The organism is Streptomyces dengpaensis (assembly GCF_002946835.1).
GTDB classification, from domain to species: domain Bacteria; phylum Actinomycetota; class Actinomycetes; order Streptomycetales; family Streptomycetaceae; genus Streptomyces; species Streptomyces dengpaensis.
This window is the reverse complement of sequence record NZ_CP026652.1, coordinates 1012135-1026569: the sequence shown is the minus strand read 5'-3', so window position 1 is coordinate 1026569 and position 14435 is coordinate 1012135. Positions and strand designations below refer to the sequence as shown.

Below are 14435 nucleotides of genomic sequence, written 5' to 3'. Positions count from 1 at the left end.
GAAGCACCGGCCGACGGCGGACCCACAGCAGAGACGTACCACTGCACGAAGGGGAAGCCATGACAGCGACGACCGACGGAAGCACCGGGGCACTGCCGCCCCGCGCTGCCTCGGCCAGCGGAACACACAGTGAGACGACTCCCGAGGCGGCCGGGACAGTCGAGACCCGAGACGCCGCCACGCGCGCCGTACAGCGCGCCACCGACTTCCTGCTCTCGAGGCAGGACGCCCAGGGCTGGTGGAAGGGCGACCTCGAGACGAACGTCACCATGGACGCCGAGGACCTGCTCCTGCGTCAGTTCCTTGGCATCCGCGACGAGTCGACCACACGCGCGGCGGGACTGTTCATCCGCGGCGAGCAGCGCGAGGACGGCACCTGGGCCACGTTCTGCGGCGGACCTGGCGAACTCTCCACCACCATCGAGGCATACGTCGCCCTGCGGCTCGCCGGGGACGCCCCGGACGAGCCGCACATGGCGAAGGCGTCCGCGTGGATCCGGGAGCGGGGCGGCATCGCCGCCTCCCGGGTCTTCACCCGGATCTGGCTCGCCCTGTTCGGCTGGTGGAAGTGGGACGACCTGCCCGAACTCCCGCCGGAGCTCATCTACTTCCCGAAGTGGATGCCGCTGAACATCTACGACTTCGGGTGCTGGGCGCGGCAGACCATCGTGCCGCTCACCATCGTCTCGGCGAAGCGTCCGGTGCGGCCCGCGCCGTTCCCGCTCGACGAGCTGCACGTCGACCCGCGGAACCCCAACCCGGTCAAGCCCCTTGCTCCCGTGGCGAGTTGGGACGGTGTCTTCCAGCGCCTCGACAAGGCCCTGCACCAGTTCCGCAAGGTCGCGCCGCGCGGGCTGCGCAGGGCCGCGATGAACACGGCCGCCCGCTGGATCATCGAGCGGCAGGAGAACGACGGCTGCTGGGGAGGCATCCAGCCGCCCGCCGTGTACTCGATCATCGCCCTGCGTCTGCTCGGCTACGACCTCGAACACCCGGTGATGCGCGAGGGATTGGCCTCGCTGGACCGTTTCGCCGTGTGGCGCGAGGACGGCGCCCGGATGATCGAGGCCTGCCAGTCGCCGGTGTGGGACACCTGCCTCGCGACCATCGCGCTCGTCGACGCGGGTCTGCCCGCCGACCACCCACAGCTCGTCAAGGCTGCGGACTGGATGCTCGGCGAGGAGATCGTGCGGCCCGGTGACTGGGCGGTCAAGCGGCCCCAACTCCCGCCGGGGGGATGGGCGTTCGAGTTCCACAACGACAACTACCCCGACATCGACGACACCGCGGAGGTCGTCCTCGCGCTGCGCCGCGTCCAGCACCACGACCCGGAGCGCGTCGACAAGGCCATCGGGCGCGGGGTGCGCTGGAACCTCGGCATGCAGTCGAAGAACGGGGCATGGGGCGCCTTCGACGTCGACAACACCAGTGCCTTCCCCAACCGGCTGCCGTTCTGCGACTTCGGGGAGGTCATCGACCCGCCGTCCGCGGACGTCACCGCGCACGTCGTGGAAATGCTCGCCGTCGAGGGACTCGCGCACGACCCGCGCACCCGCCGGGGCATCGAGTGGCTGCTCGCCGAACAGGAGTCGAACGGCTCCTGGTTCGGGCGCTGGGGCGTCAACTACGTCTACGGAACCGGGTCGGTGGTCCCGGCGCTCGTCGCCGCAGGACTGCCCGCCTCGCACCCGGTGATCCGGCGTGCCGTGGCGTGGCTGGAGTCCGTGCAGAATGACGACGGAGGCTGGGGCGAGGACCTGCGCTCCTACCGCTACGTCACCGAGTGGAGCGGACGCGGCGCCTCGACCGCCTCCCAGACCGGCTGGGCCCTCCTCGCCCTGCTCGCCGCCGGGGAGCACGACTCCAAGACCGTGGAGCGCGGGGTCGCATGGCTCGCGGAGACCCAGCTGGCGGACGGTTCCTGGGACGAGCCGTACTTCACCGGTACCGGCTTCCCGTGGGACTTCTCGATCAACTACCACCTCTACCGGCAGGTCTTCCCGCTCACCGCGCTCGGCCGGTATGTGCACGGCGAGCCGTTCGCCACGGCCAAGGGGGGTTGATGAGCACCAAGCCCGACCCGGCCCCGCTCCTGATCGCCTGCGCGCTCGGCATCGAGCACCTCGCCCTGCGCAGCGGCGACCGGACGGGGGCCGCCGGGCCCGTCACCGTGCTGCGTACGGGCATGGGGCCCAAGGCCGCCGCGCGCTCGGTCACCCGGGTCCTCGCCGACCCGGCGCTGCGCGAGGCCGCCGTGCTGGCCACGGGCTTCTGCGCCGGGCTCGCGCCGGGCATGCACCCCGGTGACCTGGTCGTCGCCGAGGAGACCCGGGACCCACGCGGCACCACTGTGTGCGCGGGAACCGACCTGCTGGTCAAGGAACTCGTGCGCACCATGCCCGGGCGCACCGTTCACACGGGGCCGCTCATCGGCTCCGATCACGTCGTCCGCGGTCACGAACGGGCGGACCTGCTCGCGACCGGCGCGATCGCGGTTGACATGGAATCGGCGTCCACGCTCCACAGCGCCGCGCGCACGGGCGCACGCCCGGTTGCGGCCGTACGGGTGGTCGTGGACGCTCCAGAACATGAACTCGTCCGTATCGGCACGGTCCGCGGTGGAATATCAGCTTTCCGTGTTCTTCGTGCCGTCCTTCCCGCTTTCTTTGAATGGCACCGTTCTTTGCTGCTCCCCCGGAGGTGAGCCAGATGGCCATGCCGCTTCGGCAGTCCATGAAGGTCGCTGCGTACCTGTTTGAACAGAAGCTCAGGAAGCGGGACAAGTTCGCGCTGCTCGTCGAGTTGGAGCCGCTCTTCGCGTGCAACCTCAAATGCGAGGGCTGCGGCAAGATCCAGCACCCGGCGGGCGTGCTCAAGCAGCGCATGCCCGTGGCCCAGGCCGTGGGCGCTGTGCTCGAATCCGGTGCGCCGATGGTGTCGATCGCCGGTGGCGAGCCCCTGATGCACCCGCAGATCGACGAGATCGTACGGCAGTTGGTCGCCAAGAAGAAGTTCGTCTTCCTGTGCACCAACGCGCTGCTCATGCGCAAGAAGATGGACAAGTTCAAGCCCTCGCCCTACTTCGCGTGGGCCGTGCACATCGACGGGCTGCGCGAGCGCCACGACGAGTCCGTGGCCAAGGAGGGCGTCTTCGACGAGGCGGTCGAGGCCATCAAGGAGGCCAAGCGGCGCGGCTTCCGGGTCACCACCAACTCGACCTTCTTCAACACCGACACCCCGCAGACCGTCATCGAGGTCCTCAACTACCTCAACGACGACCTGAAGGTGGACGAGATGATGCTCTCGCCCGCCTACGCCTACGAGAAGGCCCCCGACCAGGAGCACTTCCTCGGCGTCCAGCAGACCCGGGAACTGTTCAAGAAGGCCTTCGCGGGCGGCAACCGGCGCCGCTGGCGGCTCAACCAGAGCCCGCTCTTCCTGGACTTCCTGGAGGGCAAGGTCGACTTCCCGTGCACCGCCTGGGCGATCCCCAGCTACTCGCTCTTCGGCTGGCAGAGGCCGTGCTACCTGATGAGCGACGGGTACGTGCAGACGTACCAGCAGCTCCTGGACGAGACCGACTGGGACTCCTACGGCCGCGGCAAGGACGACCGGTGCGCCAACTGCATGGCGCACTGCGGCTACGAGCCGACCGCGGTCCTCGCCACCATGGGCTCCCTCAAGGAGTCCCTGCGCGCCGCCCGCGAGACCTTCACGGAAAGCCGCGGGTGACGTCATGACCGCCGTTTCCTTGGGCCTCCCCGAGGTGCCGGTCCGGCCGATCGCGGAGCGTCGCGTGTCGCGGCAGATCCAGGTCGGACCGGTGGCGGTCGGGGGCGGAGCACCGGTGTCGGTGCAGTCGATGACGACGACGCGTACGTCGGACATCGGCGCCACGCTGCAGCAGATCGCCGAGCTGACCGCGTCCGGCTGCCAGATCGTGCGCGTCGCCTGCCCCACGCAGGACGACGCGGACGCCCTCGCGACCATCGCCCGCAAGTCCCAGATCCCCGTCATCGCGGACATCCACTTCCAGCCGAAGTACGTGTTCGCGGCGATCGCCGCGGGCTGCGCCGCGGTGCGTGTGAACCCGGGCAACATCAAGCAGTTCGACGACAAGGTGAAGGAGATCGCGCGGGCCGCCAAGGACGCGGGAACCCCGATCCGTATCGGGGTGAACGCCGGGTCGCTCGACCGGCGGCTGCTCCAGAAGTACGGCAAGGCGACGCCGGAGGCGCTCGTCGAGTCGGCGCTGTGGGAGGCGTCGCTCTTCGAGGAGCACGGGTTCCGGGACATCAAGATCTCGGTGAAGCACAACGACCCGGTGGTGATGGTCAATGCCTACCGGCAGCTGGCCGCCCAGTGCGACTACCCGCTGCACCTCGGTGTGACGGAAGCCGGCCCGGCGTTCCAGGGGACCATCAAGTCGGCCGTCGCCTTCGGAGCGCTGCTCAGCGAGGGGATCGGGGACACCATCCGGGTCTCCCTGAGCGCGCCGCCCGCCGAGGAGGTCAAGGTCGGCATCCAGATCCTGGAGTCGCTCGGGCTGCGTCAGCGGCGTCTGGAGATCGTGTCGTGCCCGTCCTGCGGGCGCGCCCAGGTCGATGTGTACAAGCTGGCCGACGAGGTCACGGCCGGTCTGGAGGGGATGGAGGTCCCGTTGCGCGTCGCGGTCATGGGCTGCGTCGTCAACGGCCCCGGCGAGGCGCGGGAGGCGGACCTGGGGGTCGCCTCCGGCAACGGCAAGGGGCAGATCTTCGTCAAGGGCGAGGTCATCAAGACCGTACCCGAGTCGAAGATCGTCGAGACCCTCATCGACGAGGCGATGAAGATCGCCGAGCAGATGGAGAACGACGGCGTCGCGTCCGGAGAACCGGCCGTCACCGTGAGTTGACCAGCACGGACCGAGAGGGGGCCCGAGCGTGACGATTCTGGAGAACATCCGGGGACCACGCGACCTGAAGGCGCTGTCCGAGGCAGGGATCGGTGAACTGGCCGCCGAGATAAGGGAGTTCCTGGTGCACGCGGTCGCCAGGACCGGCGGTCACCTGGGACCCAACCTGGGCGTGGTGGAACTCTCCATCGCACTCCACCGGGTCTTCGAGTCACCCGTCGACCGCATCCTGTGGGACACCGGACACCAGAGCTACGTACACAAGCTGCTGACGGGACGTCAGGACTTCTCCAAGCTGCGCGGCAAGGGCGGCCTGTCGGGCTACCCCTCGCGCGAGGAGTCCGAGCACGACATCATAGAGAACAGCCACGCGTCCACCGCGCTCGGCTGGGCGGACGGGCTCGCCAAGGCCCGCCAAGTACAGGGCGAGAAGGGCCATGTCGTCGCCGTCATCGGCGACGGCGCCCTCACCGGCGGCATGGCGTGGGAGGCGCTGAACAACATCGCCGCCGCCAAGGACCGCCCGCTGATCATCGTCGTCAACGACAACGAACGCTCGTACGCGCCCACCATCGGCGGCCTCGCCAACCACCTCGCGACCCTGCGGACGACGGACAGTTACGAGCAGATCCTCGCCTGGGGCAAGGACGTACTGCTGCGCACGCCGGTCATCGGCCACACCATCTACGAGTCGCTGCACGGTGCCAAGAAGGGCTTCAAGGACGCCTTCGCGCCGCAGGGCATGTTCGAGGACCTCGGGCTCAAGTACGTCGGGCCGATCGACGGGCACGACGTAGGGGCCGTGGAGTCGGCGCTGCGGCGTGCGAAACGCTTCCACGGGCCCGTGCTCATTCACTGCCTGACGGAGAAGGGACGCGGCTACGAGCCCGCGCTCGCGCACGAGGAGGACCACTTCCACACGGTCGGCGTGATGGACCCGCTCACCTGCGAGCCGCTCGCGCCCTCCAACGGGCCGTCCTGGACCTCGGTGTTCGGCGACGAGATCGTGCGGATCGGGGACGAGCGCGAGGACGTCGTGGCGATCACGGCGGCCATGCTGCATCCGGTCGGGCTCGGGAAGTTCGCCGAGAAGTTCCCCGACCGGGTGTGGGACGTCGGGATAGCCGAGCAGCACGCGGCGGTGTCCGCGGCCGGGCTCGCGACGGGTGGCCTGCATCCCGTCGTCGCCGTCTACGCCACCTTCCTCAACCGGGCCTTCGACCAGCTCCTCATGGACGTCGCGCTGCACCGCTGCGGTGTCACCTTCGTCCTGGACCGGGCCGGCGTCACGGGCGTCGACGGAGCCTCGCACAACGGCATGTGGGACATGTCGATCCTCCAGGTCGTACCGGGCCTCAGGATCGCCGCGCCGCGCGACGCCGACCAGTTACGGGCCCAGCTGCGCGAGGCGGTCGCCGTGGACGACGCGCCGACGCTCGTCCGCTTCCCGAAGGAGTCGGTGGGGCCCTCGGTTCCCGCCGTCGACCGGGTGGGCGGGCTCGATGTCCTGCATCGCGGGGACCGCCCGGAGGTGCTGCTCGTCGCTGTCGGCGTCATGGCGCCCGTCTGCCTCCAGGCCGCCGAACTGCTCGAAGCCCGCGGCATCGGCTGCACCGTCGTCGACCCGCGCTGGGTCAAACCCGTCGACCCCTCGCTGCCCGGCCTCGCCGCCGAGCACCGGCTCGTCGCCGTCGTCGAGGACAACAGCCGGGCGGCCGGGGTCGGCTCGGCGGTCGCGCTGGCGCTGGGCGACGCCGAAGTCGACGTACCCGTACGGCGGTTCGGCATCCCGGACCAGTTCCTCGCGCATGCCAAGCGCGGTGAGGTGCTGGCCGACCTCGGTCTCACGCCCGTCGAGATAGCCGGGCGGATCAGCGCCGGCCTGGCCGTCAAGGACGAGCTGTCCAAGGCCGACGACGAACTGGCCAAGGTCGCGGACGAGCTGTCCAAGGAAGAGTTGTTCAAGGAGAAACAGGAATGACCGACCCTGCTCAGAAGCGGGAGTTCGACCTCGGCGCGCTGCTGGCCGAGCGCGGAGCCGAGCGCTACGAGCTGCACACCAAGTACCTCAACCACCAGCTCCCGCGCATGCTGCACACCATCGGATTCGACAAGGTGTACGAGCGCGCCGAGGGCGCCCACTTCTGGGACGCGGACGGCAACGACTACCTGGACATGCTCGCCGGGTTCGGGGTGATGGGCCTGGGCCGCCACCACCCCGTCGTCCGCCAGGCGCTGCACGACGTCCTCGACGCCTCGCTCGCCGACCTCACCCGCTTCGACTGCCAGCCGCTCCCCGGTCTCCTCGCGGAGCGGCTGCTCGGCCACAGCCCGCACCTGGACCGGGTGTTCTTCGGCAACAGCGGCACGGAGGCCGTCGAAACCGCGCTGAAGTTCGCCCGGTACGCCACCGGCAAGCCGCGGATCCTCTACTGCACGCACGCCTTCCACGGGCTGACCACCGGCTCGCTGTCCGTGAACGGCGAGTACGGCTTCCGCGACGGCTTCGCCCCGCTGCTGCCCGACACGGCCGTCCCGCTCGGCGATCTCGACGCCCTGGCACGGGAGTTGAAGAAGGGCGACGTCGCCGCGCTCATCGTCGAGCCCATCCAGGGCAAGGGCGTGCACGAGGCTCCGCCCGGATATCTGCGCGCCGCCCAGGAACTGCTCCACAAGCACAAGGCGCTGCTCATCGCCGACGAGGTGCAGACGGGCCTCGGGCGGACCGGGGACTTCTACGCCTACCAGCACGAGGAAGGCGTCGAACCGGACCTCGTGTGCGTGGCCAAGGCCCTCTCCGGCGGCTATGTGCCGGTCGGCGCGACCCTCGGCAAGGACTGGATCTTCAAGAAGGTCTACTCGTCGATGGACCGGGTCCTCGTCCACTCGGCGAGCTTCGGCTCGAACGCCCAGGCCATGGCGGCGGGCCTGGCCGTGCTCTCCGTGATGGAGAACGAGCAGATCGTGGCGGGCGTCCGGGCCACCGGGGAGCGGCTGAAGTCCCGGCTCGCGGCGCTCGTCGACACGTATGAGCTGCTGAGTGACGTACGCGGCCGGGGCCTGATGATCGGCATCGAGTTCGGGCGGCCCACGTCGCTCAAGCTGCGCAGCCGCTGGACCATGCTGCAGGCCGCGCGCAAAGGCCTGTTCGCCCAGATGGTGGTCGTACCGCTGCTGCAACGGCACCGCATCCTCACCCAGGTCTCCGGCGACCATCTGGAGGTGATCAAGCTGATCCCGCCGCTGATCATCGGCGAGCAGGACGTGGACCGCTTCGTCGAGGCCTTCACGGCCGTCATGGACGACGCGCACAGCGGGAGCGGGCTGATGTGGGACTTCGGGAAGACGCTCGTGAAGCAGGCAGTCGCGAACCGATGAGGAGTTTTGCCTCTGGGGCAAGGAATTTGCCCCAGAGGTAAATCTGGGGCTTAATGGAGACATGAGCCCTGTAGAGCCAGGGGCAGTGGACGAGCCGCCCGCCGAGCCGCCCGCCGAACTGCCCGTCGTCGCACCACACCTCCGTGCGCTGCGCCGCCGCGCCTCCCTCACGCTGGAGGCCGCCTCCCGCGCCGCCGGGCTCTCGCCCGCCCACCTCTCGCGCCTGGAGACCGGGCAGCGCCAGCCGTCGCTGCCGATGCTGCTCGCGCTCGCCCGTATCTACGGTACGACGGTCTCCGAACTGCTCGGCGAGACGGTCGCCGACCGGGACGCGGTCGTGCGCGCCGCCGGCATGGACCCGACCTCGGCGGGCGGCTGGACGTACTGGCAAGCGGGCGCGGCCGGTCGCGGCATGCAGGCGCTGCGGGTGCGCGTCCCCTACCGCTCGCAGGGCGACATCGTGCGTGTCCACCCCGGGGAGGAGTGGCTGTACGTCCTCCAGGGGCGGCTGCGAATGCGCCTCGGGGACACCGCGTACGTGCTCGCGCCGGGCGACAGCGCCCACTTCGACTCGCTCACCCCGCACCGCATCGCCGCCGCCGATGGCGACGGGGCGGAGCTCCTGTTCGTACACACCCTGCTGCAGAGCCCCACCGCCGCGCTGTGCCTCGGCCCGGCGACGGGGCTTCCGACCCCCGGAGAGACGTCATGACAGAACCCACGGAGCCCAAGAAGCGGTCGTCCCTGGAGGAGAAGTTCCCGCGTGCCCTGTGGGTGCGGCTGATCATCTACATCGCTGTCGGCCACCTCTTCGCGGCCTTCATCTATCTGCTGTTCGAGCTGGGCGCGCAGCACCAGTAGCCGTCAGTCGAGAAGCTTCTCGCGCAGGCGCCCCCGGAGCTCCGGGGTGATCCGCAGCGCCTGCTCCAGGTAGGGGTCGACGCCGCCCCAGGTCTCCTCGATCGTCTCGAAGGCCGCCGCAAGGTATTCGGCGCGCGCGTCGAAGAGCGGGCTGAGCAGATCCATGACCTCCGGGGAGTACGCGGAGGCGGAGGTGCTGCTGCGGCGCACCCGGTAGCGGCGGTGCTTGGCGTTCGACTCCAGGTAGTCCGCCACGATCGCGTCGCGCTCGACACCGAGGGCGAGCAGGGTCACGGCTATCGACAGGCCCGCGCGGTCCTTGCCGGCCGCACAGTGCATCAGCGCGGGCACGCTGTCGTTCGCCAGTGAATGCAGCACCTGGGAATGCTCGGAGGTGCGCTCCTTGATGATCGTGCGGTAGGAGGCGATCATCCGGTTCGCGGCCTGGCCGTCCGAGAGAAGTGTGCGCAACTGGTCGATGTCACCGTCGCGGACCATCTTCCAGAACTCCACACCGTCGGCCGGGTCGGTCAGCGGAAGATTCACATTCCGTACACCCGGCAGTTCGACGTCCGGGCCCTCCAGCTTCTGGTCCGCGGCATTGCGGAAGTCGAAGATCGTGTGCAGCCCCAGGGAGGTGAGGAACGCGGCGTCCTCCTCGCTGGCGTGCGCCAGGTGGCCGCTGCGGAAGAGCTGTCCGTGCTTCACTCGCCGGCCGTCCACGGTGGGCAGTCCGCCCACGTCCCGGAAATTGCGCACTCCGGCAAGCTCGGGCTCGGTCGACGGGACCTGCTGCGTCACGGGGGCTCCTCCCATTCGGCCGTCGTCGCTGCCGGGCCTCGCTCGGCGGCCCCGACGGCTCCTGCTTTTCGGGTCGCGCTCTTGACGATACGACATGGGTTCCTGAGGCAATGAGTTGTCCACAGGCACTGCCGTCGGAGCCCTTGCCCCGCCCCGCCCTCGCCCTTGGCCCGCCCCGCCTTCTCCGTGCGGACGGACGAGCGGCGGCGCCGAGTGGCGCTTCGAGGAGCACGCGTCGGACGGCGACGAACTGGGGCCGCGCTTCCCGGACGCCGGGCCGGTGGATCGGCCTCTCCGGCGCGCCCTCCGGCTCTATTCCCTAGTTGGCCAATACTTGGCGAGTGGCTTATCTCACCATCCGTCAACCCCTCCCTACGGTCGCGTAGCTCACATCGGAACGGGAATCATGGGCCGACGTGGCAAACGATTCGAAGAGTGACAACACATCAGTGATCGGGTCGTACGTGGCGGTGGGGGACAGCTTCACCGAGGGCGTCGGCGACCCCGGCCCTGACGGGGCCTTTGTCGGTTGGGCCGACCGTTTCGCGGTTCTTCTCGCGGACCGGCGGCCCGAGGGCGACTTCAAATACAACAATCTAGCCGTACGCGGCAAGCTGCTCGACCAGATCGTCGAAGGCCAGCTCCAGCGCGCCAAAGAGCTTGCCCCCGAACTGGTTTCCTTCTGCGCGGGCGGCAACGACATCATCCGGCCCGGCACCGACCCCGACGAGGTCGCGGAGCGCTTCGAGCGCGCGGTCGCCGACCTCACCTCCGCCGTCGGCACCGTCATGGTGACCACCGGCTTCGACACCCGTGGCGTGCCCGTGCTGAAGCATCTGCGCGGCAAGATCGCCACGTACAACGGACATGTGCGGGCCATCGCGGACCGGTACGGCTGTCCCGTGCTCGACCTGTGGTCGCTCAAGACGGTCCAGGACCGCCGCGCCTGGGACGGCGACCGGCTGCACCTCTCGCCCGAGGGCCACACCCGGGTGGCGCTCCGCGCCGGCCAGGTGCTCGGTCTCGACGTACCCGCCGACCCGGACCAGGCGTGGCCGCCGCTGCCGCCGCGCGGCACGCTCGAAGTGCGGCGCGACGACATCCAATGGGCGCGCGAATACCTGGTCCCGTGGATCGGGCGGCGGTTGCGCGGGGAGTCGTCGGGGGACCATGTTGCGGCCAAGGGGGCCCTTTCGCCCGACGACATCAAGATGCGGATCGAGGCGGTGGCCTGAGCCGCGCGGGTCGCGTCGGGGCCTGAGGCCGCGCGGGTCGAGGCGGAGGGCATGAGTCGTAAGGGTCGCCTCGGGGGGCCTGAGGCGCGCGGGCCGAGTCGTGGCCTGAGGCTCGGCAGCCGAAGCCCCGGCGGCACGTGGAGGAACCGCCGGTGGCTCGACCGGTGAGGTGACAGCGTGGGAGTGGCGCGGGGCGGGGCGCGGTCGGTGGTGCTGGGATGACCGCGAACCGCCCCGCCGTCCCGAGAGGGGAGACGCCCGAAGGAGACTCCGCATGCCGCTCGGCCTCGGTGCGTCCACCGCACTCGCCGTGACCCTCCTCGCCGTAGGCCTCCAACAGGCGGTGACGGCACCCGCGTTCGCGCTGCCCGGGCGCCCGGGACTGAGCGCCGAGCCCACCCCCTCGACGGTCACCGTCACCGGCCAGGGCAGCACCACCGCCGCGCCGGACCTCGCGATCATCGGCGCGGGCGTCGACGCCACCGCGAAGACGGCGAAGGAGGCGTTCGCCGGGTGGAGCGCCGCGTCGGACGCCCTGCTCGACGCCGTACGCGCCCAAGGTGTGGCGGAGCGCGACATCCGTACCGACAGCCTCTCGCTGTTCCCGGTCTACGAAGACCAGGGCGGCGTCTCCCAGTTGACGGTCTACCGAACGCTTGCCCAGTGATCCACGCTTCAGGGGAGAGGTGAAGGGCATCCTTGGCTCAGCGGCCCGGAGGGCTGCAGAGCTGCTGCTAATGTCGCCTTGTCCGACAACGTAGTTGGCGGACCTACCGCCGGACGGGCGGGAAGTCACGCCTGTGGAGACCAGGTAAGACCGCTCCTCGCGGAACGGCACAGGTCGCTGAAGCAGGAACCCACGGTGGTTCCGCGGAGCGGTACGGACCGGAATCGCCGCCCTTCAGGGCGACGTGGACGTCAAAAGGCCGCGCAGTCGTTCGCGGCGAAGGTCCGTGACATCAGCAGGACGGGTGCGGTTTTGCTGATGTCACGGACGCGACCGGCGACGCGGGCCGCGGTGGGCCGGCGGCTCCGCGAGGCGAGGCGCAATCAGCGCACCGCCGCCGCCAACGCCTCCCGCTCAAGCCCCAGTTCACGCGCGAGCGCCTCGTCCACCCACTCCTGGGTCCGCGCCCGCGACACCGCACCCGTGTACGCCGTCATCTGGACGGCCAGCCCGTCCAGCAGCGCCGTGAGCCGCAGGGCCGCCCCCGTGGGATCCGGGCAGTGGAACTCGCCCGCGGCCACCCCCTGCGCGATCACCTCGGTGATCGCGGCCTTCCACTGCTTGTCGAGGTCACGCGTGACCTCGCGCAGCGCGGGCTCGCGCAGCGCCGCCGCCCAGCCCTCGATCCACAGCCGCCATCCCTTGGCCTGCCCGGTCGGCGCGTACCAGCGTACGGCGGCCCGTAGCCGTCGTAGCGCCGTCGTCCGGCGGCCGAGCAGCTTGCGCAGATGGGCGAGGTCGTCCTCGGCCGCGTACGTGAATGCGGCGGCGACCAGCTTCTCCTTCGTCGAAAAGTGGTACAGCACCAGCGCGTTGCTCACCCCGAGTGCCGAGGCCACGTCGGCGATCCGCACCGCCGCCACACCCCGCGCCTCGATCTGCTCGACGGCGGCCCGCAGCAATTCCTCACGCCGCTCCGCCACGCTCAACCGCACTCTCGCCACGCGGCAACCCTAATCCCTCGCCGGGGCGCCGCCGGACGGTGGCTGCGAGCAGAGGAACTCCGGGCCGCCACCCGGCACTTGTCCGTGCCCGGTGTGGAAGGACTCCCGGCGGAACGTGATCACGTCCCGCAGCTGCCCGTCACCCGTACCACCCGAACCGCTCCGCGATCACCGGCAGCCGGTCGGTGACGATGGCGTGCGCGGCGGTCCGCGGCGTCGTGCCGTCGGCCTCCGCGCGGGCCAGCATCTGGTCGATCAGGGCGCGCATGGAGCGCCGCGTGTACGCGAACGCCTCCTCCGCGTCGGCGCCGATGTCACCGAACAGCGTCCACCACCACCAGGCGTTCGTCCCGGAGTTGACCACCACGTCCGGCAGGACGGTGACTCCGCGCGCGGTGAGCAGTTCCTCCGCCTCGGCCAGGACGGGCATGTTGGCCGCCTCGACAATCCAGCGGGCGGTGATGTGCCGCTGATTCACGGCGTCGATCGTGTACGAGACGGCGGCGGGCACCAGCACCTCCGCGTCGGCGGACAGCCAGGCGTCGCCGGGGAGTCCACGGTCGGCGGGGCGCAGCGCCGAGCGGTCGACCGTCCCGTACGCGTCACGCGCCGAGAGCAGCGCCTCGACGTCGAGGCCCTCGGGGTTGGCGATCGTGCCCTCGACGTCGGCGACGGCCACGACGTTGAGTCCCGCGCGCGTGAGGAACCGCGCCGTGGCCCCGCCCATGGTGCCAAGACCCTGCACGGAGACACGCGTCCCCGCGTACGCCACCCCGGCGCGGTCCAAGGCCGCGAGCACCGACTCGGCGACGCCGCAGCCGCCGACCAGTTCGTCGAGACCGATGCCGTCCACCTCGACCGCGAAGGCGTCCGCGAGCCGCCGGCGTGCCGTCTTCTCGTCGTCCAGCAGTGGGTAAACGGCCTGGATGGACGAGACGAGCCCCGCCTCGTCGGCCGCCCGGTCAACGAGGTCCTGGGTGAGGCCCAGGTCCTCTCCGGTGGTCCAGAAGCTCTCGATGTACGGGCGCATGGCGCGCAGATAGCGCACCAGAAGTCCGTACGCCGCCGGGTCCTGGGGGTCGCAGTCGATGCCGCCCTTGGCGCCGCCCAGCGGGATGTAGTGGCCCTCGGGGTTGTAGTGCAGCGCTTCCTTCATGGTCATGCCGCGGGCGAGCCCGGCGACCTCGTCCAGCGTGCAGCCGGGCCGCATCCGCAGTCCGCCGCTGGAGACGCCTCGCACCAGCCGGTCGACGACGAGGAACCCCTGGCGGCCGGTGACATGGTCCGTCCAGGTGAGCGTCATCAGGGGGGCGGTCATGAGGTCTCCGTATGTTGTCGGGTGGTCGGGGCCGACTGTGCCGATGGGGCAGTTACTGAATCATCGGTCAGTATTGGGAGCGGGTGCGGCTGTGTCAACGTACTGAATGGATGATCAGTATGGGGTCGTGGGCCCGGTGGCTTCAGCTCGTACGCGGTTCCGCGGGCAGTGAGCACCCGTGTGCCCAGGGTGTTCGCGTACTTTTCCTTCGCGTGGAAGAAGCGCGTGCGCGGTGGGGTTGAGGAGATGGCGACCGAGGGCGCTATGGACATCGCGC

The 14435-nt window shown here is 70.1% G+C and carries 13 protein-coding genes; 10 read left to right on the top strand and 3 right to left on the bottom strand.

Annotated elements, in window-relative coordinates:
* Positions 1-59 precede the first annotated feature (59 nt).
* The 8 genes from shc (at position 60) to C4B68_RS04775 (ending at position 9133) form a co-directional block, all read left to right on the top strand.
* Positions 60-2063, top strand: a complete 2004-nt coding sequence (shc, locus tag C4B68_RS04810; RefSeq protein WP_099502426.1) for a squalene--hopene cyclase — start codon at positions 60-62, stop codon at positions 2061-2063.
* Positions 2063-2704, top strand: a complete 642-nt coding sequence (locus C4B68_RS04805; RefSeq protein WP_099502427.1) for a phosphorylase family protein — start codon at positions 2063-2065, stop codon at positions 2702-2704. Before shc ends, C4B68_RS04805 begins: the two co-directional genes overlap by 1 nt.
* A 5-nt stretch (positions 2705-2709) precedes the next feature.
* Positions 2710-3732, top strand: a complete 1023-nt coding sequence (gene hpnH / locus C4B68_RS04800; RefSeq protein WP_099502428.1) for an adenosyl-hopene transferase HpnH — start codon at positions 2710-2712, stop codon at positions 3730-3732.
* 4 nt (positions 3733-3736) lie between these two features.
* Positions 3737-4894, top strand: coding sequence for a flavodoxin-dependent (E)-4-hydroxy-3-methylbut-2-enyl-diphosphate synthase (gene ispG / locus C4B68_RS04795; RefSeq protein WP_099502429.1), 1158 nt, complete (start codon positions 3737-3739; stop codon positions 4892-4894).
* Positions 4895-4922: 28 nt separating this feature from the next.
* Positions 4923-6875 (top strand): 1-deoxy-D-xylulose-5-phosphate synthase, encoded by a 1953-nt coding sequence (gene dxs, locus C4B68_RS04790; protein WP_099502430.1) that lies wholly within the window; start codon positions 4923-4925, stop codon positions 6873-6875.
* The gene (locus C4B68_RS04785; RefSeq protein WP_099502431.1) at positions 6872-8272 is read left to right on the top strand and encodes an aspartate aminotransferase family protein; all 1401 of its coding nucleotides are present in this window, start codon (positions 6872-6874) and stop codon (positions 8270-8272) included. The genes dxs and C4B68_RS04785 overlap by 4 nt, the downstream gene beginning before the upstream one ends.
* Positions 8273-8333: 61 nt before the next feature.
* A complete protein-coding gene (locus C4B68_RS04780) occupies positions 8334-8984 on the top strand; it encodes a helix-turn-helix domain-containing protein (protein WP_099502432.1) in 651 nt (216 codons plus the stop codon).
* Complete coding sequence (locus tag C4B68_RS04775; RefSeq protein ID WP_099502433.1) at positions 8981-9133, top strand: DUF6126 family protein; 153 nt, start codon at positions 8981-8983, stop codon at positions 9131-9133. Before C4B68_RS04780 ends, C4B68_RS04775 begins: the two co-directional genes overlap by 4 nt.
* A gap of 3 nt (positions 9134-9136) precedes the next feature.
* On the opposite strand, the gene C4B68_RS04770 is transcribed toward C4B68_RS04775, so the two are convergent.
* Entirely contained in the window at positions 9137-9934 is a 798-nt protein-coding gene (locus tag C4B68_RS04770) for a tyrosine-protein phosphatase (protein ID WP_099502434.1), read from the bottom strand.
* Between the two features lie 449 nt (positions 9935-10383).
* Between C4B68_RS04770 and C4B68_RS04765 the strand changes: the two genes are divergently transcribed.
* Together C4B68_RS04765 and C4B68_RS04760 are read left to right on the top strand one after the other, a co-directional pair.
* Positions 10384-11169, top strand: coding sequence for an SGNH/GDSL hydrolase family protein (locus tag C4B68_RS04765; RefSeq protein WP_099502435.1), 786 nt, complete (start codon positions 10384-10386; stop codon positions 11167-11169).
* A 274-nt stretch (positions 11170-11443) separates the two neighbouring features.
* Complete coding sequence (locus C4B68_RS04760) at positions 11444-11836, top strand: SIMPL domain-containing protein (RefSeq protein ID WP_099502436.1); 393 nt, start codon at positions 11444-11446, stop codon at positions 11834-11836.
* Between the two features lie 383 nt (positions 11837-12219).
* Here the strand turns inward: C4B68_RS04760 and C4B68_RS04755 are convergent, their stop codons facing one another.
* Together C4B68_RS04755 and C4B68_RS04750 are read right to left on the bottom strand one after the other, a co-directional pair.
* A complete protein-coding gene (locus C4B68_RS04755; RefSeq protein ID WP_276311549.1) occupies positions 12220-12840 on the bottom strand; it encodes a TetR/AcrR family transcriptional regulator in 621 nt (206 codons plus the stop codon).
* Between the two features lie 139 nt (positions 12841-12979).
* On the bottom strand, positions 12980-14158 hold the full coding sequence (locus C4B68_RS04750; protein WP_099502438.1) for a Glu/Leu/Phe/Val dehydrogenase dimerization domain-containing protein: 1179 nt from the start codon (positions 14156-14158) through the stop codon (positions 12980-12982).
* Between the last annotated feature and the right edge of the window lie 277 nt (positions 14159-14435).